At 50.1% G+C, this 20498-nt stretch carries 22 protein-coding genes; 8 read left to right on the top strand and 14 right to left on the bottom strand.

All coding sequences use genetic code 11. From position 1 onward, the window contains the following. Positions 1–77: 77 nt before the first annotated feature. Positions 78–1508 carry a carbon starvation protein A gene (locus K7B67_RS00770; RefSeq protein ID WP_252178463.1) on the bottom strand — a complete coding sequence of 477 codons (1431 nt, stop codon included), beginning with the start codon at positions 1506–1508 and terminating at the stop codon, positions 78–80. Between the two features lie 296 nt (positions 1509–1804). Here K7B67_RS00770 and K7B67_RS00765 point away from each other — a divergent pair, with 296 nt between their 5' ends. The 8 genes from K7B67_RS00765 to dxs all read left to right on the top strand — a co-directional run bounded on the left by K7B67_RS00765 (position 1805) and on the right by dxs (position 9868). Then, positions 1805–2641, top strand: coding sequence for a hypothetical protein (locus K7B67_RS00765; RefSeq protein WP_252178462.1), 837 nt, complete (start codon positions 1805–1807; stop codon positions 2639–2641). A gap of 114 nt (positions 2642–2755) precedes the next feature. Beyond that, complete coding sequence (locus K7B67_RS00760) at positions 2756–3220, top strand: hypothetical protein (RefSeq protein WP_252178461.1); 465 nt, start codon at positions 2756–2758, stop codon at positions 3218–3220. Positions 3221–3289: 69 nt separating this feature from the next. Next, complete coding sequence (locus K7B67_RS00755; protein WP_252178460.1) at positions 3290–3577, top strand: addiction module antidote protein; 288 nt, start codon at positions 3290–3292, stop codon at positions 3575–3577. Positions 3578–3746: 169 nt separating this feature from the next. Beyond that, positions 3747–4607, top strand: a complete 861-nt coding sequence (locus K7B67_RS00750; protein ID WP_252178459.1) for a hypothetical protein — start codon at positions 3747–3749, stop codon at positions 4605–4607. Between the two features lie 290 nt (positions 4608–4897). Continuing rightward, positions 4898–6370 carry a sodium:alanine symporter family protein gene (locus tag K7B67_RS00745; RefSeq protein ID WP_252178458.1) on the top strand — a complete coding sequence of 491 codons (1473 nt, stop codon included), beginning with the start codon at positions 4898–4900 and terminating at the stop codon, positions 6368–6370. A gap of 143 nt (positions 6371–6513) precedes the next feature. After that, positions 6514–6756 carry an exodeoxyribonuclease VII small subunit gene (locus tag K7B67_RS00740; RefSeq protein WP_252178457.1) on the top strand — a complete coding sequence of 81 codons (243 nt, stop codon included), beginning with the start codon at positions 6514–6516 and terminating at the stop codon, positions 6754–6756. A gap of 3 nt (positions 6757–6759) precedes the next feature. Then, complete coding sequence (gene ispA / locus K7B67_RS00735) at positions 6760–7647, top strand: (2E,6E)-farnesyl diphosphate synthase (protein ID WP_252178456.1); 888 nt, start codon at positions 6760–6762, stop codon at positions 7645–7647. A gap of 295 nt (positions 7648–7942) precedes the next feature. Beyond that, positions 7943–9868, top strand: a complete 1926-nt coding sequence (gene dxs, locus K7B67_RS00730) for a 1-deoxy-D-xylulose-5-phosphate synthase (RefSeq protein ID WP_252178455.1) — start codon at positions 7943–7945, stop codon at positions 9866–9868. Positions 9869–9906: 38 nt separating this feature from the next. Here dxs and K7B67_RS00725 read toward each other — a convergent pair whose 3' ends face one another. The 13 genes from K7B67_RS00725 to K7B67_RS00665 form a co-directional block, all read right to left on the bottom strand. Beyond that, complete coding sequence (locus K7B67_RS00725; protein ID WP_252178454.1) at positions 9907–10323, bottom strand: nuclear transport factor 2 family protein; 417 nt, start codon at positions 10321–10323, stop codon at positions 9907–9909. A gap of 179 nt (positions 10324–10502) precedes the next feature. After that, a complete protein-coding gene (locus K7B67_RS23815) occupies positions 10503–10754 on the bottom strand; it encodes a Fic family protein (RefSeq protein WP_256484896.1) in 252 nt (83 codons plus the stop codon). A 15-nt stretch (positions 10755–10769) separates the two neighbouring features. Continuing rightward, a complete protein-coding gene (locus K7B67_RS00715; protein WP_252177798.1) occupies positions 10770–12287 on the bottom strand; it encodes an IS66 family transposase in 1518 nt (505 codons plus the stop codon). Between the two features lie 43 nt (positions 12288–12330). Continuing rightward, positions 12331–12708 carry a Fic family protein gene (locus tag K7B67_RS00710; RefSeq protein ID WP_252178452.1) on the bottom strand — a complete coding sequence of 126 codons (378 nt, stop codon included), beginning with the start codon at positions 12706–12708 and terminating at the stop codon, positions 12331–12333. A 4-nt stretch (positions 12709–12712) separates the two neighbouring features. Continuing rightward, complete coding sequence (locus K7B67_RS00705) at positions 12713–13174, bottom strand: YhfG family protein (RefSeq protein WP_252178451.1); 462 nt, start codon at positions 13172–13174, stop codon at positions 12713–12715. Positions 13175–13372: 198 nt separating this feature from the next. Next, positions 13373–15196 (bottom strand): hypothetical protein, encoded by a 1824-nt coding sequence (locus K7B67_RS00700; protein ID WP_252178450.1) that lies wholly within the window; start codon positions 15194–15196, stop codon positions 13373–13375. Positions 15197–15378: 182 nt separating this feature from the next. Continuing rightward, entirely contained in the window at positions 15379–15972 is a 594-nt protein-coding gene (gene ribA / locus K7B67_RS00695) for a GTP cyclohydrolase II (RefSeq protein WP_252178449.1), read from the bottom strand. 80 nt (positions 15973–16052) lie between these two features. Next, entirely contained in the window at positions 16053–16529 is a 477-nt protein-coding gene (locus tag K7B67_RS00690) for a phosphatidylglycerophosphatase A (protein ID WP_252178448.1), read from the bottom strand. A 21-nt stretch (positions 16530–16550) separates the two neighbouring features. Continuing rightward, the gene (gene thiL, locus K7B67_RS00685) at positions 16551–17519 is read right to left on the bottom strand and encodes a thiamine-phosphate kinase (protein ID WP_252178447.1); all 969 of its coding nucleotides are present in this window, start codon (positions 17517–17519) and stop codon (positions 16551–16553) included. Between the two features lie 95 nt (positions 17520–17614). Next, positions 17615–18097: a transcription antitermination factor NusB gene (gene nusB / locus K7B67_RS00680; protein WP_252178446.1), complete on the bottom strand. Its 483-nt coding sequence runs from the start codon at positions 18095–18097 to the stop codon at positions 17615–17617. 1 nt (position 18098) lies between these two features. After that, positions 18099–18572 (bottom strand): 6,7-dimethyl-8-ribityllumazine synthase, encoded by a 474-nt coding sequence (ribE, locus tag K7B67_RS00675; protein WP_252178445.1) that lies wholly within the window; start codon positions 18570–18572, stop codon positions 18099–18101. Between the two features lie 48 nt (positions 18573–18620). After that, positions 18621–19733, bottom strand: a complete 1113-nt coding sequence (gene ribBA / locus K7B67_RS00670; RefSeq protein ID WP_252178444.1) for a bifunctional 3,4-dihydroxy-2-butanone-4-phosphate synthase/GTP cyclohydrolase II — start codon at positions 19731–19733, stop codon at positions 18621–18623. An 81-nt stretch (positions 19734–19814) separates the two neighbouring features. Further along, on the bottom strand, positions 19815–20480 hold the full coding sequence (locus tag K7B67_RS00665; protein WP_252178443.1) for a riboflavin synthase: 666 nt from the start codon (positions 20478–20480) through the stop codon (positions 19815–19817). Between the last annotated feature and the right edge of the window lie 18 nt (positions 20481–20498).

The raw sequence follows: 20498 nt of genomic DNA, 5'->3' as shown, positions 1-20498 counted from the left end.
TTGTCGAACGACGGCGTTACCCTTTTTCGACAAGCTCGATGCAAACAATATGCACATCTGCGCTTGACTACGCCAGATCAGGCATCAGCCACAGCGGTACCCATCAAACGTCGAGAGCGAACGCTAAAGAGCACAAAACTGCAAACAGCCACCGCAATACCGGCAGGATAAGCGACGGCGGTAGACAGACCCAGACCTTCCGGGGCCATAACAATATAAGTGGCACACACAGCGGTCATAAAAATGGCAGGTGCAGTGGTCAGCCAGTGGAATTTGCCATTCTTAACCAGATACATAGAAGCGGCCCACAGCACAATGGTGGCCAACAGCTGGTTAGAGAATGCGAAGTAGCGCCAGATGATATTGAAATCAATAAAAGTCAGCACAAAGCCAATGACAAACACCGGAATAGCCAGCATTAAACGACTTTGGGTTGAAGTTTGTTCCATATTCAGGGTGTCGGCGATAATCAGTCTTACACTTCGGAATGCGGTATCACCGGAGGTAATCGGACAGGCAATCACACCCAAAATAGCCAGCAGCCCACCGAATGTCCCCATCAGGCCTACGGAGATTTCTTTCACCACCAGGCCTGCACCGCCCTGAGCCAGAACGTTATTCAGCCCCTCGATGCCATTGGGGAAGAAAGCCATTGCCGCAGCAGCCCAAATCAGGGCAACAACACCTTCTGCAATCATCGCCCCGTAGAATACACGACGACCATAAGTTTCTGTGGGCAAACAGCGGGCCATCATAGGTGACTGGGTTGCGTGGAAGCCACTGATTGCACCGCAGGCAATGGTCACAAACAGCATTGGCCACGCAGGCAAACCAGCCGGATGAACCGTTTCGGTGCCGATTTCAGGAATAGGCAGCCCGTTGACAATCAGCATACCGCCAACCCCCACAGCCATAATCAGCAAAGCGGCACCAAAGAGCGGATAGATTTTGGAGATCAGCTTATCCACCGGCAGGATGGTCGCGATAAAGTAATAGGCCAGAATCACTGCCAGCCAAAAGCCGCTTTTTGCAAGAATACCTTCGCCACCCAGGTTTGCCAGTAAGCCTGCTGGCCCCATCATAAAGACGACGCCGACCAGTACCAGCAGAATGACAGAAAACCCGCGCATAAATTGCCGGAAGCCTTCACCCAGGTAAGTGCCAACAATTTCCGGAATGGACTGACCGCCATGACGGACCGACAGCATACCAGAAAGATAGTCGTGAACCGCACCGGCAAAAATGCAGCCAAAAACAATCCAGAGAAAAGCAGAAGGGCCATAGAGAGCCCCCATAATCGCGCCAAAAATAGGACCAAGACCGGCGATGTTCAAAAACTGGATCAGGAATATTTTGTACCAGGGCAAGGGCACAAAATCGACACCGTCTGTCTTGGTTAATGCCGGCGTTTTACGGTCAGGTTCAACGCCAAAAAGACGGTCAACCAGCCGTCCATAAATAAAATATCCGGCTACCAGTGCCAGAAGTGCTGTGATAAAGCTGGTCATCCCATCTCTCCGGCCTCTTGACGCTCTTAAGCGGGTTGAGGCCTCAGTTTCCATCGTGTATTCAAAGTTCAGGAGAGAGTTTAACAACTTAAGGATTTTGTAAATTGACTTGAAACAACAAACCGTTAACAAGATCGGCAATTTTTCCAAGTGTCACATTTTTAAATAACCTATCCTTTTTCGGGAACTTACGCTGGGCTACAGGGGTCTTGACTCTGACACTTACGCACATTCAAACATCTGCTCAGGCTGATGAATGCACTGCAATTCTTCACCGACGCCCAGGAGACCATGTAATGAAAAGATTTCTCAAATTCAGCCTTCCTTTAACCCTGCTATTTTCTCTGGGTGTAAAAGCCGAACCCTGCTGGCAGCAACAATCAACTCCGCCAGCTGATGGCAACCTGTGCATTCTCATTGATGATGAAGCGGAGCCTGGTCAACCAACATGGTACTTTGGCAGAGCGGCATTGGATCTGAGTAAAACCAATCAGGAGGCTGGAAAATTAAAGCACTTTTGTGCTTATGAAGTAAGGACTGATACTGGTTATAACACCAAGCGCAGCAGCAACTATTTCTGGCTGGACGCAACAAAAAGTGAGCTCCAGTCCAGGTTTCAGGCACTGCCCCAGTACAAGAATAATCCACTCAGTCCGGATCAGTCTGATAAGTGGGTATTAAACTCAGGCTCTCTGGCAGGTCTTTTCAAATTCTGCTCTGCTGAAAAACCCGAAGTGGTGGATTCAAGCGATATCCATCTATGCGCAAAACCTTTGCAGGGCAATGGTATTGCTTTTGGAAAACTGACCACAAAAGGTATGTGCAAAGTGTTTGATGCTGGTGTAGGCAAAGAGCTGGTGCCATTGCCTGCAGTTCAGGCGATGCGTAAAGATCTCCCGGATATCAGTTGGGTAGGGGCAGGTTGGGCTGTGCGCAATGGTCAACCATTTGCCACGCATACGGTTTATGGTACGCCTGACGCCACGGAGTACTGTCTGCTTCAGGCTATGATTCGTGGGCACCGGTACTGTAGCGTTAATAAAGTCGGGCACTATCAGACAGGGAATGAGGTTGATGTTGATGATACGGGTGATGAAGTAAACGCTGTTTATCGGTTGGACTATCCTGATTAGCCTTCAGGTGAAAAAGAGTCGTGATACCTCTTTTTTTCCGATGCTTGGCTTATGTTTGTTCTATCTTGTCTAACTCATTCACGAGAAACAGATTTACAAGCAGGTGTATACTCAATGCGGATCAAATTACCGGTACTGACTGAGGCCCTGGAGCAGGCAGGCACAAAGCAGGAACTGGCTATTAGCGCCAGTAACGAGGTGTGCTCCCTGGTGGAGGGCTACCGACGGGAGATGTCGCGAATGTTTGAGCAGGTGGAGCGGCGGCTGAGCCGCAAGATTGACGACGTGGTAGGTCAGGCCCTGGGCCGTATTGATGAGCATTTTATCCATATCGGTAATGTGCAGCTGGAGCAGCACAAGCAGATTCAGGGGATTCTGAGCGGTATGATGTTTCTGAATCAGCGGCAGGATCGTATGGAGGGCGACATTAAAACGCTTAAGCAGGATGTCTCTGGCTTGAAAGAAGATGTTGTTAACATTAAGCAGGATGTCTCTGGCTTGAAAGAAGATGTTTCTGACATTAAACAGGGACAGATTAGGTTGGATGCCAAGCTGGATGAGGTTTTGAAAAGGATTTAAGTAAACAAGGCCGGGAAACCGGCCCGCGCTGAAAGATCAGCGTACAAGAGCAGCGACAGAGAAACGGTCATGAAAAAAGTAAAGCTCTGCGATTATGACCCGGCGGACGATTTAACCTCCGCCGAGGCGGTTGAATATTATATGGCGGAGGCGTTTAAAACAAACGACGCTGCTTACATAGCCCATGCCTTTGGAGTAGTGGCCAGGGCCAGGGGAATGACCATCATTGCTGAGCAGACTGGCCTTTCCAGAGAGCAGCTATACAAAAGCTTCAGTGAGCAGGGTAATCCTACCCTGAAGACGATCATTGCCCTCACCCAAGCATTGGGACTCACATTGACACCCAAGGCTACCTGACAGGTGGCCTTTGCTATTCCGGCATCAGCCAGGTTTTTCCGGGAACTTCCCAGCATTCAACGAGTCTCAACCCTGACAACTATTGGTCTTGAAACATCAGCTCACCCTGATTATTTCACTACAATTCTTCACTGGGTCCATAGCATTCAGAAAACAGGAGTAGAGTCCAATGAAGAAAATTCTCAAATCTAGCCTGCCTTTTGCCCTGCTGCTTTCCCTGGGTGCAAACGCAGACCCATGCTGGCAGCCCCAGTCGGTTCTGCCGGCAGATGGTAGCCTGTGCATCGTCATTGACAGCGAAGTAGAGCCTGGTAAAACACAATGGTTTTTCGGCAGAGCGGCACTGGATCTGGAAGCACCCATTCAGACGGCGGACAACAAAAAGAATTTTTGTGTCTATGAAGTAAAACTGAGTGGTGGCAATGATATTAAACGAAGCCGCAACTACTTCTGGCTGGATGCGACAGAAAGTGAAGTCCGGTCCAGGTTTAAACCACTGTCTGAGTACAAAAATGATCCCGAGAGCCCTGACCAGTCTAAAAAGTGGGTAATGAGTTCAAAAGCCTTGGCAGGTCTTTTCAAGTTCTGTTCTGCTAAGCCACCAAAAGAGGTCGTTGCCAGCGAACTCAGCGCCTGTGCGAAACCCCTGCCAGAAAATAACATTGCTTTTGGCAAATTTACCCCAACGGGTAAGTGCAAGGTGTTTGATGCAGGCGTCGGCAAACAACGGGTGCCATTGTCTACCGTACAGGCTCTGCGTAAAGATCGTCCTGATGCCACCTGGCTGGGTGTCGGTTGGGCTGTACGCAATGGTCAGTCGTTTGCGACCCACACGGTTTACGGTATCCATTACTCCACCGAGTATTGCCTGCTTCAGGCTATGATTCGTGGCCATAAGTACTGCAGTGTTGATAAAACCGGGCACTACCAGACAGGCAATAAGATTGACTATCATGATGCCGACAAAGGAATAAACGACGTATATCGTTTGAATTATCCTGATAAGTCTTCAAATAAGACAGAAATGTAATACTGTGGATGACTAACGACAGATGACAAGTATGGCGTTGAGTGGAAAGACGACTATCAGAACACGACAAGAACTGTTACATTCTGCGCCGCATTTCCGGAAAATAACAGGAGCTCTCTGACAGCATGGACATAAGAAAAGCACAACGCAGTGACGCTCAGAGAGCTTTCAAAGGCGATCAAGTTTCGATTTATCACTCTCCCAGGGGAATCCAGCTGGACTGCATCCCCATGACTAAAAGCCTGTGCGAATAAAAACCAACAAGAAATTAATAAAAGGAGGGAAGAGCGATGAACGAGTTTATTTCTGGAACAAATAATCTTCTCTGGGGAAGCGTTCTGATTTACCTGCTCCTTGGTGCCGGCATTCTCTTTACCATTCGTACCCGCTTCGTACAATTCCGCCGCTTCGGCCTGGCTGCCAGAACGATGATGGACAGCCGCAACACCGACTCCAGCCAACAGATTTCTCCATTCCAGGCATTCTGTACCAGTCTTGCCGCCCGGATTGGTACCGGTAATATTGCCGGTGTTGCCGTTGCCATCTATCTCGGTGGACCCGGTGCTATCTTTTGGATGTGGTTGATTGCCCTGCTGGGCATGGCCACCAGCCTTGCGGAAAACATCCTCGCTCAGATTTACAAAACCAATAACGGTGACGGCACCTATCGCGGCGGCCCTGCTTATTACATGCAGAAAGCACTCGGTCAACGCTGGATGGGCATTGCTTTCTCCATCTCTTTGATTATTGCCTTCGGGTTTGCTTTCAACAGTGTTCAGTCCAACTCGATTGCCGCTGCTTTTACAGGGTATGGCATGGCTCCTGAATACATCGGTATCGGACTGATACTGGTGAGTGGCGTCGTTATCTTTGGCGGTATTCGTGCCATTGCCAAAGTGGCTGAAATGATTGTTCCAGTCATGGCTATGGGCTACCTGGCGGTCGCTCTTGTGATCGTTGCCATGAATATCTCTGAACTGCCAGCGGTATTCGCTCTGATTGTTAAAAGTGCTTTCGGTCTCGAAATCGCCATGGGCGGCGGTGTTGGCTACATGGTTTCCCAGGCTATGATGCAGGGCATCAAGCGCGGCCTGTTCTCCAACGAAGCAGGTATGGGCAGCGCACCTAACGCGGCAGCCACTGCTCACTCCACCCATCCGGTGACTCAGGGCATGATGGGAATGCTGGGGGTGTTTATGGATACCCTCGTCGTGTGTACAGCCACCGCTGCCATTATCCTGATGTCGGGTATGCTGGAACCGGACAGTGGCCTGACCGGTGTTGCACTGACTCAGGCCGCCCTGTCCCATGAGATAGGTCCATGGGGTGGGCACCTGATTGCCATCGCCATCCTGCTGTTTTCTTTCACCTCCATCATTGCCAACTACTACTACGGTGAGTCCAATCTGTTGTTCATCAAAAACAGTAAGCCGCTGCTGATGCTTTATCGTCTGGCTGTGCTGGGTATGGTGTACTGGGGCTCTATTGGCAATCTGCCTGTGGTCTGGGCTTTTGCTGATCTGTCCATGGGCACCATGGCCCTGATTAACATTGCCGCTATTTTGCTGTTGTCAGGTATCGTGGTACAGGTTCTGAAGGATTTTGATGAGCAGATTGCCGACGGCGTTGTCCCGGTATTTGACAGAAAGAAGTTCCCATTTCTGGATAAGACCATGGATAAGGACGTGTGGCAGGAACAGAATACCAGCGAGACTGAACCTTGCCCGGTATCGGAAGTAAAAGTCCGACCAGCCACTGAATAACACCTGATAAGCCCGGCCATCCGCCGGGCCTCACTCTCTGTTGAAGACGCTTCTCACCGAAGTCTGCCCCCACCCGGATTTGTGGTATGATTCGGCCCGTTTTAAGTATTCCCTCCCCAAGTCAATGGAAAAGGTTTCTGGACATGTCGGAAAAAAAGCAGGCCTTCGCCTTTGAGCAGTCGCTCACAGAACTGGATGCACTGGTTCAGCAAATGGAGTCCGGTGATATGTCACTGGAAGAGTCCCTGAAAGCCTTTGAAAAAGGGGTCAGGCTGACACGCGACTGTCAAAAAGCCCTGACTGAAGCAGAACAAAGAGTCCAGCAGCTTCTGGAAAATCAGGGCCAGCTGGAAACTCGTCCGTTCGATCCGACAGAAGGCGAATAATCGATGGCTCTGCCGGAATACATCAGGGGTTGTCAAAACCGCGTTGATGAGCAGCTCAAACGGCACCTGCCCGACACCAGCCAAGTCAGTGAAAGACTGGTTACGGCTATGTCTTACTCCGTTTTTAACGGTGGCAAGCGTATTCGACCCGTTCTGGTGTATGCCGCCTCTGAAGCCGTTGGCGGCAAACAGGCTCCAGCAGACCCGGCTGCCTGTGCGGTCGAGCTGATCCATGCCTACTCTCTGGTGCATGACGACCTGCCAGCGATGGATGACGATGATCTTCGAAGAGGCAAACCCACCTGCCACAAAGCCTTTGATGAAGCCACAGCCATTCTGGCGGGTGATGCTTTGCAAACTCTGGCGTTTGAAGTACTGACTTCCAAACATCACGAATTGCCTGACCCGATTCGTTTGCAACTGGTCAGGGAACTGGCCTGTGCTTCTGGTCATTCGGGTATGTGCGGTGGTCAATCCATGGACCTGAACTCGGTAGGCAGCCCACTGAGCCAGGAACAGCTTCAGTTAATGCACAGCCATAAAACCGGGGCGCTGATTCGTGCCAGTGTCGTCATGGGTGCGCTTGCAAGTGGCAAGGTCGAAAAGGAACCCCTGACTCACCTTATTCAATATGCGAACGCTATCGGTCTGGCGTTTCAGGTTCAGGATGACATTCTTGACGTCACCGCCGACACCGAATTGCTGGGTAAGCAACAAGGGGCTGACCTCGCTCTCCACAAGCCCACCTACGTCTCCCTTATGGGGCTGAAGGATGCCAGGGCCTTCGCCAGCTCACTGTGTCAGCAGGCAATTCGTTCCCTTGAAAGCTTCGGTGATCAGGCCATTATCCTCAGGCAAATGGCAGAGTACGTCATCCAGAGATCTCATTAAGCCTGGTACATGTGTACTTATATTCAGCATTGCCATAGAAAAAACCTCCTGTTCAGGTACAATTCTATGGTTGACTGATGACATTTGCCGTTATCATTCTTCGTCAGGCTTCGATACCCTCAAACCTGACGAACTGCCGGAAACATCAAGGTTTCCCTCTCCCGTCCCATACACGTTGTGGTGAATGAGGAACTACGTCGAATTTTCGAAAAGCGACCCAGAAGACTGGCTTTTATGATCGGTTCCCCTGCAAGAGTCGCTTTTTATGGCTGAAAGGCCTGGATCGCAAGCAAACATGTTTCACGAAATACCCAAAACAAAGCCTGATACGCCCCTTTTAGATCAGGTCGATACCCCTGACCAGCTGCGCCAACTTGATAAAACAGACCTGCCACAGCTGACCCAGGAACTCAGAGAGTTTCTGCTCTATTCGGTCGGTCAGGTGGGTGGGCATTTTGGTGCCGGGCTGGGTGTTGTTGAACTGACCGTCGCCCTGCACTATCTCTTTGATACCCCCCATGACCGTCTGGTATGGGATGTTGGCCATCAAACCTATCCCCATAAAATACTCACGGGCCGCAAAGGCAGAATGGGCACCCTTCGCCAGAAAGACGGTCTGGCCGCTTTTCCCAAAAGAGAAGAAAGTGAGTTTGATACCTTTGGCGTCGGTCACTCCAGTACCTCTATCAGTGCTGCGCTGGGCATGGCTACCAGCGCCCGACTGAAAGGAGAAAAACGACGCACGGTTGCGATTATTGGCGATGGTTCCATGACCGCCGGAATGGCCTATGAAGCCATGAACCATGCCGCAGACCTCAAAGCCAACATGCTGGTTATTTTAAACGACAATGACATGTCCATTTCAAAAAGCGTGGGCGGCTTGTCAAATTATCTGACCAAAGTCTTATCCAGCAGGACTTATCACCATATTCGGGAAGGCAGCAAGAAAGTTCTGAACGTTATTCCCCATGCCTCGGAACTGGCACGCAGAACGGAAGAGCACATGAAGGGAATGATTATTCCCGGCACCCTGTTCGAAGAAATGGGCTTTAACTATTTTGGTCCTATTGACGGCCATGACCTGCCCATGCTGCTGCACACACTTGAAAACCTTAAAGATCTGGAAGGCCCTCAATTCCTGCACGTTGTGACCCGCAAGGGTAAGGGCTTCACGCCTGCAGAAAAAGACCCCATTGGTTATCACGCCATCACCAAGCTGGAACCCAGCCCCAAAGCCGGTGAAGCAAAACCCAGCCTTCCGAAAAAGCCCAAGTACTGCAATGTCTTTGGTCAATGGTTGTGCGATATGGCGGCAGAAGACGACAAACTGGTGGGTATTACCCCGGCCATGTGTGAAGGCTCGGACCTGATTCGCTTTGCTGATCGCTACCCGGATCGTTACTTCGATGTCGCCATTGCCGAACAGCACGCAGTCACTCTGGCTGCCGGTATGGCCTGTGAGGGGATGAAACCCGTCGTCGCGATCTACTCCACTTTCCTGCAAAGAGCCTACGACCAGCTGATTCATGACGTGGCGGTGCAAAAGCTGAATGTGCTTTTCGCCATCGACCGGGCCGGCATGGTTGGCGAAGACGGACCCACCCATGGCGGCTGCTACGATATTGCCTACCTGCGCTGTGTGCCTGAAATGCTGGTTATGACACCTTCTGATGAAGATGAAACCCGTCGTATGCTTTCCACAGGTTACCAGTACCCAGGGCCGGCTTCTGTCCGTTACCCGAGGGGCACGGGGCCTGGTGTAGCGATCAGCGAAAGCCTGGAATCCATAACCATCGGTCAAGGCGAAATTCGTCGCCAGGGACAGCAAGTAGCCATTCTTTCTTTCGGCACCTTGCTGCACAACGCTCTGGAAGCCGCTGATGAACTGGACGCCACTGTCGCCAATATGCGCTTTGTTAAGCCCTTGGACAAAGACCTTATTCAACAACTGGCCAGAGATCATGAACTGCTGGTCACTTTGGAAGAAGGCAGTATTGCCGGTGGCGCAGGTTCAGCGGTTTCCGAGTACCTGAATGAACAGGGCATCCATGTGCCTGTGGTGCAGCTGGGCATTCCTGATAAATACATTGAAGCCGCCAGTCACAAACAACAACTGGCTGAATGTGGGCTGGATGCCGGGGGCATCAAACGCGCCATTATGAAACGGATGAATTGGAAACTGAAACGTGCGATTAAGATCGCCCATGTCACTCCGGCCTGATTATTTCGTTATCAGCCTTCTGTTTACGGGAGGCTGATTTATTGTTGCTGGATAGATGTCGCTAGATGCATCGCTTCTTCACCTTCAATCTGAACGGTCACATCTTCATACCGTGAGATTTTGTTGTTACGCATTTCTATATAGCCAAATATTTTAAACAGGCCGCTGGTACCGTCATTGGAGGTCACTCTGGAGGTGTGGTGATCGAAGCCCCGGTCACCGTCGAAAAAAATTCGGTGCACAGTGATTTCTACGCCATGGGTATGCTGTTTTATCCACTGCAATCGTTCGCAAATCTGTTGGCGGCCTTCCAGATGTCTTTCATTAATCATTATGACGGCATCGTCTGTAAAATAATCGGCTACTTTAGAAGCATCGTGCTTTGCTAACACATGGTGCAGGGCATCGCTGAAAAATTGAACTTTTTGCTGGTGGGTCATTGATTTTTCATTCATGGCCGCTATTCCTGAGATGAAAGCCGGTGTAACTGTTATAGCTACTCTCGGTAGAAATACAACCATTTTATGAGGATAAAACAGGTTTTAAAGATTGCGTTGCCAACAGTTTAATACCACGTTTTTAAGATGAATGTCCCAAGCAGCCAACTCTAATAGGAACTAGGAACTCATATCCCTCAGGTGCAGAGGGTGACTATTCGCTTAAATATTTCAGACATAGGTTCGTAATTTACATCAACGCCATCAATGTTTGCCTGAATCCATTCACTTTGCCCTATATCACCCCAGTCAAGGTCATAACCGACAGCGAGAGAAAGGTGCTCAAACAGCATTCGCTGAACTCTACCGTTACCCTCACGAAAAGGATGAATCATGTTAAACTCGCAGTAGTATTCAGCGAGCTTGTTACAGAAATCTTCTTTTTTCAGGCTGTTTAACCGTAACTATTCAGCACCCAGCAAAGGATGACCGCAGTAATTCTTCATGGCTATAAGCAGGGCTTCGAAAACGTTCTGACCCTGCTTTCTCGCCGATGAAACATAACTCCGTATCCGGCAATACCATTTCGCTCCTTTCTTGCTTCTGATACAACCTGATATTTTTTGCTTCACCTTGCCATTTCTGATGTCTCGTTCACTGCCATTATTGTCGAAGGGGATGTTGAGGTCTGTCATGAATCTCAAGGTTTCGTCCTTGAACTCCACCAACCGCTTAAAAAGGTTGAAGGCTTTGGTATTTTTGACTTTGTCACGACCCAGCCGTTGTCGTACTCGTTCCATATACTCAGCTTCTTCAGCCAGCGCTCTTCTCGCTGTCCGCTCGAACAGTGAGGCAATGCGCTGGTAAATCACTTCTGGCATAGCCTTCATGCCAATCTTTCTGAAACCGTTGCTGAGATGGCAGGCCAGTCTCAGCAACCGTTGCAAACGTGCGGCAAGATGGTTGCAGTCCCTATCAACAACACCCTGTAACTCTCTCAGGTGATGGGCATTGCAGAGGGCATGAAGTGCAGCATAACGGAAGTAAGCCTTATAGTGGTCATGAACTAATATTCCAGCAAAGGCCAGTAAGATGCCCATGGACTCTATGGCGGAGTGACCTCGACTGGGATCAAGGTGATACATCGTCCATTTTTCAGTACGAAGGACATGCATCCACCATAGCGCCCCGGCTACTCTCATGCCCGTTTCGTCAGCACCGGCAATGGGTTCTACCTTGAGGGCATCGGCAATAGCCTGTTCGGTGCTGGCTAACTGGTTATAAGCCTTCTCCTGGAAGGTGCAGATAGAACCCGGGCTAACCTCTAATCCGAAAATATCCATGAAGAACTGGGAAGCGCGCTTGTAAGGCACCAGCTGATACTGGCAAAGATACACGGCCAGTGCCTGAGTAACAGGCCCATACTGCACATGAGAGTCTACGCCTTCGGGGAAGCTGGCCTGCGTTACATGACCGCAGCTACACTTTTTGACCTCTGCTACATGAGCAGTTACTTCAAAGTGACCAAAACGACCGGGTTCAAACACTTGTCGTTCAACCAGCTTAACCGTTTTTTCCGAACGCAGTGAGCAACGGCATTTTTCGCAGTCAATGACAGGGTGGTAGTGGGTATGCTCTGCTTTAGCAGCTTGTCGAAGCGTAGAACCCTTGTGACCTTTCTGGCCGCCGGGCTTACGACCTGACTTCTTTCGTAAGCTTTTTGGGTTGGGTTTTTCGTCTTTTGGGTCGCTCTCCGTCGCCTCTAAAGAGTCCTTTGCTTTGGCGTTGGGTTTTGCATATCCATCCGAGGATGGAGGCTTGCTGCTGTTGCGGCTGTTGGTATTGAGTCTAGCTGAGAGTTCTTTGTTCTCCGTCTCCAGCTTTGCCCCTTGCTGGCTCAGCACGGTCACCTGCTCTTGCAGTTCATTCACAACGGCAAGGAGGGCGACAATCATCTGAAATTCGGGAGTAAGCTGACTCATAGCGGCATACGACCAGGAAACTGTACTTCAGAGTGGCACATAATCACGAAAATACCAGTCGATTACAGGGGGGCTGAATAGTTACGTTTAACCAGTTTTCTCTTTCCAGGTTCATAAATAATTTCTTTGACTCTGCGATTATTCTTCCACAATTACAAAAACGTGTACCGCCTTTAGATACATCGACACTACGAATTTCTCCAGCCCAATCATACAGCTCCGAGAACAACTGCCGGTGAAGATGTTTCATATACTCCAGATTATATGGCGGTGGTCTAAAAAAAATCCTTCCAGCAGTTATTGCAGTAATTTCTCTTTCTGCTTCTTCAAGCTCATCCATGTCTTTTATATTAAGCTTATTTTTTAATATTGTTGACCCTTGATAACAATAGCAATCATTAGCCGAATCGTACTTATCCATGAAATCACCTTCTATACTTCGCCAATACACCTTCTATTGTTTGATCTTGATTTGAAAACTCTATTTTAATACCTTCAAGCCTTGAACTACTCTTGAATTTGTCTAATTTAGTCTTTTCGTAGTGTTCATAGGGATCAAACGTGCTCGAGCCAAAAAAAACAATAATCATATCTATCTTTTTTTTCAATTCATTAAAATTTTTCGCAACTACTTTAAAACCCAAAATATCAGAAACCTTTTTTTTAGATTTATTTAAATAATCACCATCGCACTCTGAAATCAATTTATTTTTATTTAAACCAACGCTTTCCTTAACAGCTTTAATTTTATAAAAAAGAGGCTTCCAACCATTAACACCAAGCTTGTTATCGATTTTTTCCTCAATAAGAATTTTGACTTCAAGGTAGGAGCCAACTTTCTTCAACTCATCGATTCTTGATGCTGATAAAATTTCATTAACATTCATATTAAAAACACATTGATCAAATAGTATCGATTAATAGTACAACGTTTCAAAGAAAAATGCTCTGATGTACAAAAGAAAAAATAGTGCCAGAAGTTATTAAAATTCTGACAACAATAATTTTTTATGTAGTATCGTACAAATGCCCCAGCTTCCAGACCTTGGTGGTCTCATGTTCCTTTTAGAGGTGGTTGAGGCAGATCATTCTTTATCAACCCTCTTTCTTTTAGCGTTAGATGGCGGCTGATCATACGCTTTCCTTTTGGTTCTTTGTTTAGCAGGCAGGTGAGTCATTTTGTGCTTTTTCAGACTGCTAATGTAGTCGGTGCTGTGGTTGCAGCCCTCATGGTCACACCGGTACATCTTGGGTCTCTGGTTAGCAGGCAGGTGGGTCTTTTTGTGCTTTTTTAGATCCACCGCCCGGTCGGTGCTGTGGTTGCAGCCCTTATGGTCACAATGGTGCACTTTGACTCTCTGGTCGGCAGGCAGGTGGGTCAGTTTGTGCTTTTTTAGATCCACCGCCCGGTCGGTGCTGTGGTTGCAGCCCTTATGGTCACAATGGTGCACTTTGACTCTCTGGTCGGCAGGCAGGTGGGTCAGTTTGTGTTTTTTCAGACTGCTGCTGTAGTCGGTGCTGTGGTTGCAGCCCTCATGATCACACTGGTATATCTTGGGTCTCTGGTCAGCAGGCAGGTGTGTCCTTTTATGCTTTTTCAGATCGCCCGCCCGATGGGCGCCGTAATTGCAGCCCTCATGGTCACATTGGTGCATCTTAGGTACCTCGGCAGGCAAGTGGATCTGTTTGTGCATTTTCAGATCACTCGCGTAGTCGGTGCTGTAGTTGCAGCCCTCATGGTTACACTGGTGCACTTTGGCTCTCTGGTCGGCAGGCAGGTGGGTCAGTTTGTGCCTTTTCAAATGGCTCGCCCAGTCACTGCTGTAGTTACAGCCTTTATGGTCACACTGTTGCAGCTTGGGTCTCTGGTCGGCAGGCAGGTGGATCCGTTTGTGTTTTTTGATATAACACACCAGATCGGATCTGTAGTTGCAGCCCTCATGGTCACACTGGTACACCTTGGGTTTCCTGGGTCTCTGGTCGACAGGCAGGTGGGTTTGTTTGTGCTGTTTCAGACTGCCACGCTTGTCAGTGCTGTAGTTGCAGCCCTCGTGGTTACACTGGTGTACCCTGGGTCTCTGGTCAGCAGGCAGGTGGGTCTTTTTGTGCTTGTTCAGATCACCCGCTCGGTGGGTGCTGTAATTGCAGCCCTCATGGTCACACTGGTGCACCTTGGCTCTCTGGTCGGCAGGCAGGTGAATCTGCTTGTGCTTTTTCAGATCATTCTTTCGGTTGGTGCTGTAATTGCAGCCCTCATGATCACACTGGTGCACCTTGGATCTCTGGTCAGCAGGCAGGTAGGTCTGTTTGTGCCTTTTCAGGTGGCTAATGTGGTCTGTGTTGTGGGCAGATGAGCTGATTTCCAGGTTGTTAGCAGAGTCTACAACTGTCACTTCTGCCGCTGTGGGTATTTCACTGTCTGAAATTAAACCCTGCTCAATCATTTCCACTCTCAGAGCCATACAATACTGACTGATTTCGTTTAATGCCCGAAAAGGATCAACTGTCGTGCTTAAACACTGAGCATCAGTTTCGGTGTCGGTGTCGGTGTCGGTGTCGGTGTCGGTTTCGGTTTCGGTTTCGGTTTCGTCTTCGTTTGAATATTCGTCTGAATAATTGTCGCTGCCTTCATCAGAGGTGCTGCTGTCTTCACTGTCAGAACCTTCATCAGAGGCTACCCGACAGTAAATCTTGGCTTCGATGCCAGAGAGTAGTAGGGCATTAGCCTTCCTAAAATAAACTCCTTCCGTGGATGAGACCTCAATAAAGGGCTTCGGGATATCGATAAGTGCCTTGCCGACAGCCAGAGCAAAGAGTAAAGGCATACTATTGTCCTGGCCGTGGCCATTAGAGCAATACACAGAAAGTGCCATGGCAAAGATCACAATCAATGGTTTTTTCAATAGCAAGGCCTGGCTTCCCGGTTGTTGAGATGTTTATTGGGAAATCAGGTTAGTCAAAATCTGGAGAAAGGTCGGAGATTTCTTTGAGACGGGTTGAGAGGTGAATCATCCTTTATCACCTTTCTTTGCTTGTTAGATGGTGGGGCTGGTCATGCACTTTCCTTTTGTGTCTGGCTCCGGCTTAAACATCACGCAGTATCGTACAAATGCCCTAGCTTCCAGACCTTGGTGGTCAGGTATTTCTCGTTGTGGGGATTCTGGCCGGTCTGATGAGGCTGACGCTGAACAACCTCAATTCCCTGACGGGTCAAGGCTTCAACCTTCTTCGGGTTATTGGTCATAAGCACCAGGCGGGTGACGCCCAGATGATCTAGCATGACCTTGCACATATCGTACTTGCGCAGATCGGCAGCAAAACCCAGTTCTTCGTTGGCTTCTACGGTATCCAGACCGGTATCCTGAAGCTGGTAAGCCCGGACTTTGTTCATCAGGCCAATGCCGCGGCCTTCCTGACGCAGATAAAGGATAACCCCACGACCGGCCTCGGCAATCTTGCGCATGGCCGCCTCGAGCTGAGGGCCGCAATCACAGCGCATGCTAAACAGAGCATCTCCGGTCAGACACTCTGAATGAACCCGTGCCAGAACGGGGCCACCCTGGCTCACATCCCCCATGGTGAGAGCCAGATGCTCCTTGCCGGTGCCACTCTCTTCAAATCCATGCATGATGAACTCACCGAAAGGGGTGGGCAGGCGAGATTCTGCAACGTAACGAACAGACACTCACTACTCCTTAAGACAGTCGTGGGCTGGGATTGTAACAGTACCGGATAATTTATGTCATTTTTGTGTGTACTCAGGTCTTACCAAAACAGTAGCCAAGCAATAACCTGAAGAGAAACAAGCGCAAAAATACCAGCAACAATGTCGTCTATCATAATTCCCAGACCGCCATGCACTTGCTTATCCAGCCAGCCGATGGGCCAGGGTTTCAAGATATCGAAAATTCGGAACAGGATGAAGCCCACCACTATCCATTCCCAGCCACTGGGAGCGGCCAGCATGGTAATCCAGTAACCGACAAACTCATCCCAGACAATGCCTCGATGGTCATGAACGCCCAGATCTTTAGAGGTCTTATCACACAGCCAGATACCCAAAACAATACTGACCGCCAGCACCAGTAGATAATTCCATAACGGCAGGTGCTGAAACATCAGGTAGAAAGGAATGGCCGCCAGGGTGCCGACCGTTCCCGGTGCGACAGGCGACAGGCCACTGCCCAGACCAAAGGCAAAAAAGTGAACCGGATTTTTCCAGACTGAAGGTGTTTTACTCATAAATACCTGTAAAAAAAGTCACTAAAAGTGCTGATAGGCCTTGGGAGAAAGAGGCTGAGCCGTCTCTGCATCCACCAGCCCGGTAGCAGAAGTTATACGACCAACGCAGGTTACAGGACTGTCAGCCAGCAAACGGTCAGGAAGCTGTAACGGTGTTTTAGCCGGCCAGGTAAAGCACAACTCATAATCATCACCTCCGGTCAGTGCCAGCTCTCTGGCTTGCTCCGGGCCCAGCCAGTTTTCCAGTTCTTTGGAAACCGGCACTGATGCCGTATTAAGTTCAGCACCGACCTGACTGGCTTTGAGAATGTGCCCCAAATCACCCAGTAGACCATCGGAAATATCCAGGGCCGCAGTAGCACCATTTGCCAGTAACCACTGACCCAATGGGATTCTAGGCGTCGGTCGATAGTAACGTTCCAGCAGATGACGCTGTTCAGGGGTGTCGGCACTCTTTGGGGTCTTACCTTTCAACACGTCAGGCAAGGCACCGGCAGCGTCGCCAAGAGAACCGCTGACATAAATCAAATCCCCGACTTTTGCCCCCTTTCGCCGCAGCGCACTGGCCTTGGGCAATGTTCCCTGTACCTGTATCGAGAGGGTCAAAGGCCCAAGGGTAGTGTCACCGCCAATCAACCCTATCTGATGCATTGATGCGAGTTCTGCCAGACCGTCAGAAAACGACTGAAGCCAGGTATTATTGGCTTCAGGCATCGTCAAACCCAGTGTAAAACTGTGGGGTTTGGCTCCCATAGCCGCGAGGTCACTGAGATTAACGGCCAGTGCCCGATAACCCAGCAGATAGGGATCACAGCTTTTCGGGAAGTGAACGCCCTCAACCAGCGTATCCAGAGACTGAGCCAGCTGTTGACCCGCTTGAAGAGACAGAAGCGCACAATCGTCGCCTATGCCAACAACATCGGTCAAATGTGATCGCAGACCCGGACGATCGAAAAAACTGCGAATCAGATCAAATTCGCCAAGCGCCATGGGAGATTCCAGCCAAGCTAAAGTAGGAGTGCAACGTGCTCAAGGCAGATTAGCAGATCAGGGGACAACCGCGTTATCTCCTGATCAAAAAACCATTACTTACGACGGAAGTTGCGCACTTCATCAGGACGAACACGGGGTGCCAGCTTGTCCAGAATGCCGTTTATATAACGGTGAGAGTCCTGGGCACCGAACCGCTTAACCAGCTCAATGGCTTCGTTGATGACCACACGGTATGGGACATCGGAGCGGTTCATCAACTCATAGCAGCCAATACGCAGGGCCGACATTTCAACCGGGTCCAGCTGTGATATAGGTCGATCCAGCAGTGGCGACATGGCGTCGTCCAGTCGACTGGCTTCACGGGCAATTCCGGTCAGCAGCATGTGGAAATAGCCATCGTCCACCTTGTTGAAATCATTGTCCGCACGGAACTGCATTTCAATCTGGGTGATGGATGACTGGGACATCTGCCACTGGTATAACGCCTGCAGCGCCAGTTGACGTGCACGACGGCGGGCAGATGGTTTTGGACGCGGGGCAGATTTCTGCCCGGCTTCCTGCTTCTCAGTGGACAACTCAGGCCTCCAGTTTCTTGAGCAGGGACACCATTTCGAAAGCCGCCATGGCAGCCTCTGCCCCCTTGTTACCGGCCTTGGTACCGGAACGCTCGATCGCCTGCTCAATGGTATCTACGGTCAGAACACCGAAACTCACCGGAATTTCTTGATCCAGATTCACCTGGGACAAGCCTTTCACACATTCGTTGGCAACGAACTCAAAGTGGGGTGTACCGCCACGAATGACCGCACCCAGGGCAATAATAGCGTCGAAGCGTTGGGTTTTGGCGACTTTCTTAACAGTCAGTGGAATTTCGAACGCGCCGGGGCAGCGTACGACAGTGATATCTTTTTCTGCAATACCGTGACGAGTCAGACTGTCCACAGCACCGCTGAGCAGACTTTCTACAACAAAGGCATTCCAGCGGGCAACCACGATCGCGTACTTGCCACCATTAGCCTGCATAGTGCCTTCGATGGTTTGCAAAGACATAGCGTTTTCCTCAATAAATCTTTGTGTCTGATGCACGTGCTCTGACGTTCAGTCTTCACACGGGATGTATTCAACAATTTCCAGATCAAATCCGGACAGGGCCGCGAAGCGAACCGGCGAGCTGAGCAAACGCATTTTGCCTACCCCCAGGTCACGCAGAATCTGTGAGCCGGTGCCTATTGTCAGATAAGCGCCGGACATACCGTTGCTGCCACTCTTACCATTGGAGAACTTTTCCAGGGCACCGCCCAGGTCCAGCCTGGATTCAGAGTCCAGCAACACAATCACACCACGGCCTTCACTGGCCACACGCGCCATCGCCTGATGCAGCGGCCAGCTGGATTTTCCGTTTTCAGGATGTGCCGACAGCAAATCACGGAAAGGTTCCATCGCATGGACTCGCACCAGCGCTGGCGAGTTCGGTGTAATATAGCCCTTGGTCAGGGCAATGTGCGTGGCACCACTGATGGAATCCTTGTAGGCAGTCATATCAAACTGGCCAAAATCAGTATCCAGTGTGCGCTTTTCCAGCTTTTCGACGGTTTTCTCATTCAGGATTCGATAGTTGATCAGATCCGCGATAGTACCGATTTTCAGATCATGCTTTTTGGCAAACACTTCCAGATCGGGACGACGAGCCATGGTGCCGTCTTCATTCATGATCTCGATGATCGCTGCGGCTGGCATCAATCCAGCCAGACGAGCCAGGTCACAACCCGCCTCGGTATGACCCGCACGGCTGAGCACACCGCCAGGCTGAGCTCTCAGTGGAAACACATGACCTGGCTGAACAATATCACCGGGGCGGGACAGAGGGTCCGCGGCAACCCGAATGGTTCTTGCCCGGTCATGGGCAGAGATACCGGTTGTCACGCCTTCTGCCGCTTCAATAGAAACGGTAAAAGGGGTACCAAAGCCCGATGCATTGTCTGCCGTACTCACCATGGGTGGCAGTTCCAGAAAATCACAACGCTCTCCGGTCAGGGTCAGGCAGACCAGACCTCTGGCTTCCCGGGTCATGAAATTCACGATCTCAGGAGTGACCTTCTCAGCAGCGATTATCAGGTCACCTTCGTTTTCACGGTCCTCGTCATCCATCAGGATGACTGGTTTGCCAAGGCGAATATCCTCAATAATCTCTTCGATGGAGTTAAGCTGCATAACACCCCCGTGTGTGCTCTCTATACATCCGGTATGCGAAACCGACGTATTCTAACGGTTTCATTCTCAAGCTGAAAGCGGTCACTTCATAAAGCCATGTTCAGCAAGAAAACCGGCTGTCAGACTGGCAGGGGCGGATACGCGCTCTTCCCTGAGGCTGGGGTCCATCAGCCTTTCCAGATAGCGGGCCAGTAAGTCCACTTCCAGATTAATCTCTGTTCCTGCCCGGTAACCGTTAATAATGGTTTCCTGCTGGGTATGGGGCACGATATTCAGGGCAAAGCGACAGCCGTCCACTTTATTGACCGTCAGGCTGACGCCATCTACCGTGATCGAACCCTTATGAGCGATATAGCGAGCCAGATGGGCAGGCGCTGCCAACCAATAGACCGTTGAACGGCCCGAAGGTTCGATGGAGACAACATTACCAACACCATCAACATGCCCACTGACCAGATGTCCACCCAGCCGGGTTGAAGGCGTCAGTGCCTTTTCCAGATTTAGGGCCGAGCCGACAGTTAGCCCCGAAAGGGTGGTATTTTCCAGCGTTTCCAGGGAAACATCGGCCACGTAGCCCTGCCCGGTCAATTCGACCACGGTCAGGCAGACGCCGTTGGTGGCAATGCTGTCACCGAGCTTTACATCAGAAAGATCCAGCTGACCTGAGTGGACCGTTAACCTCAGATCACCGGAACGGGATTCGACTTTTTGCAGGCTACCAACAGCCTCGATAATGCCTGTAAACATGGATAGAGAGTCTCAGTA

Source organism: Endozoicomonas sp. 4G, from assembly GCF_023822025.1.
Lineage (GTDB): Bacteria > Pseudomonadota > Gammaproteobacteria > Pseudomonadales > Endozoicomonadaceae > Endozoicomonas_A.
The sequence above is the reverse complement of the archived record's forward strand: the minus strand, read 5'-3'. Positions and strand labels throughout refer to the sequence as shown.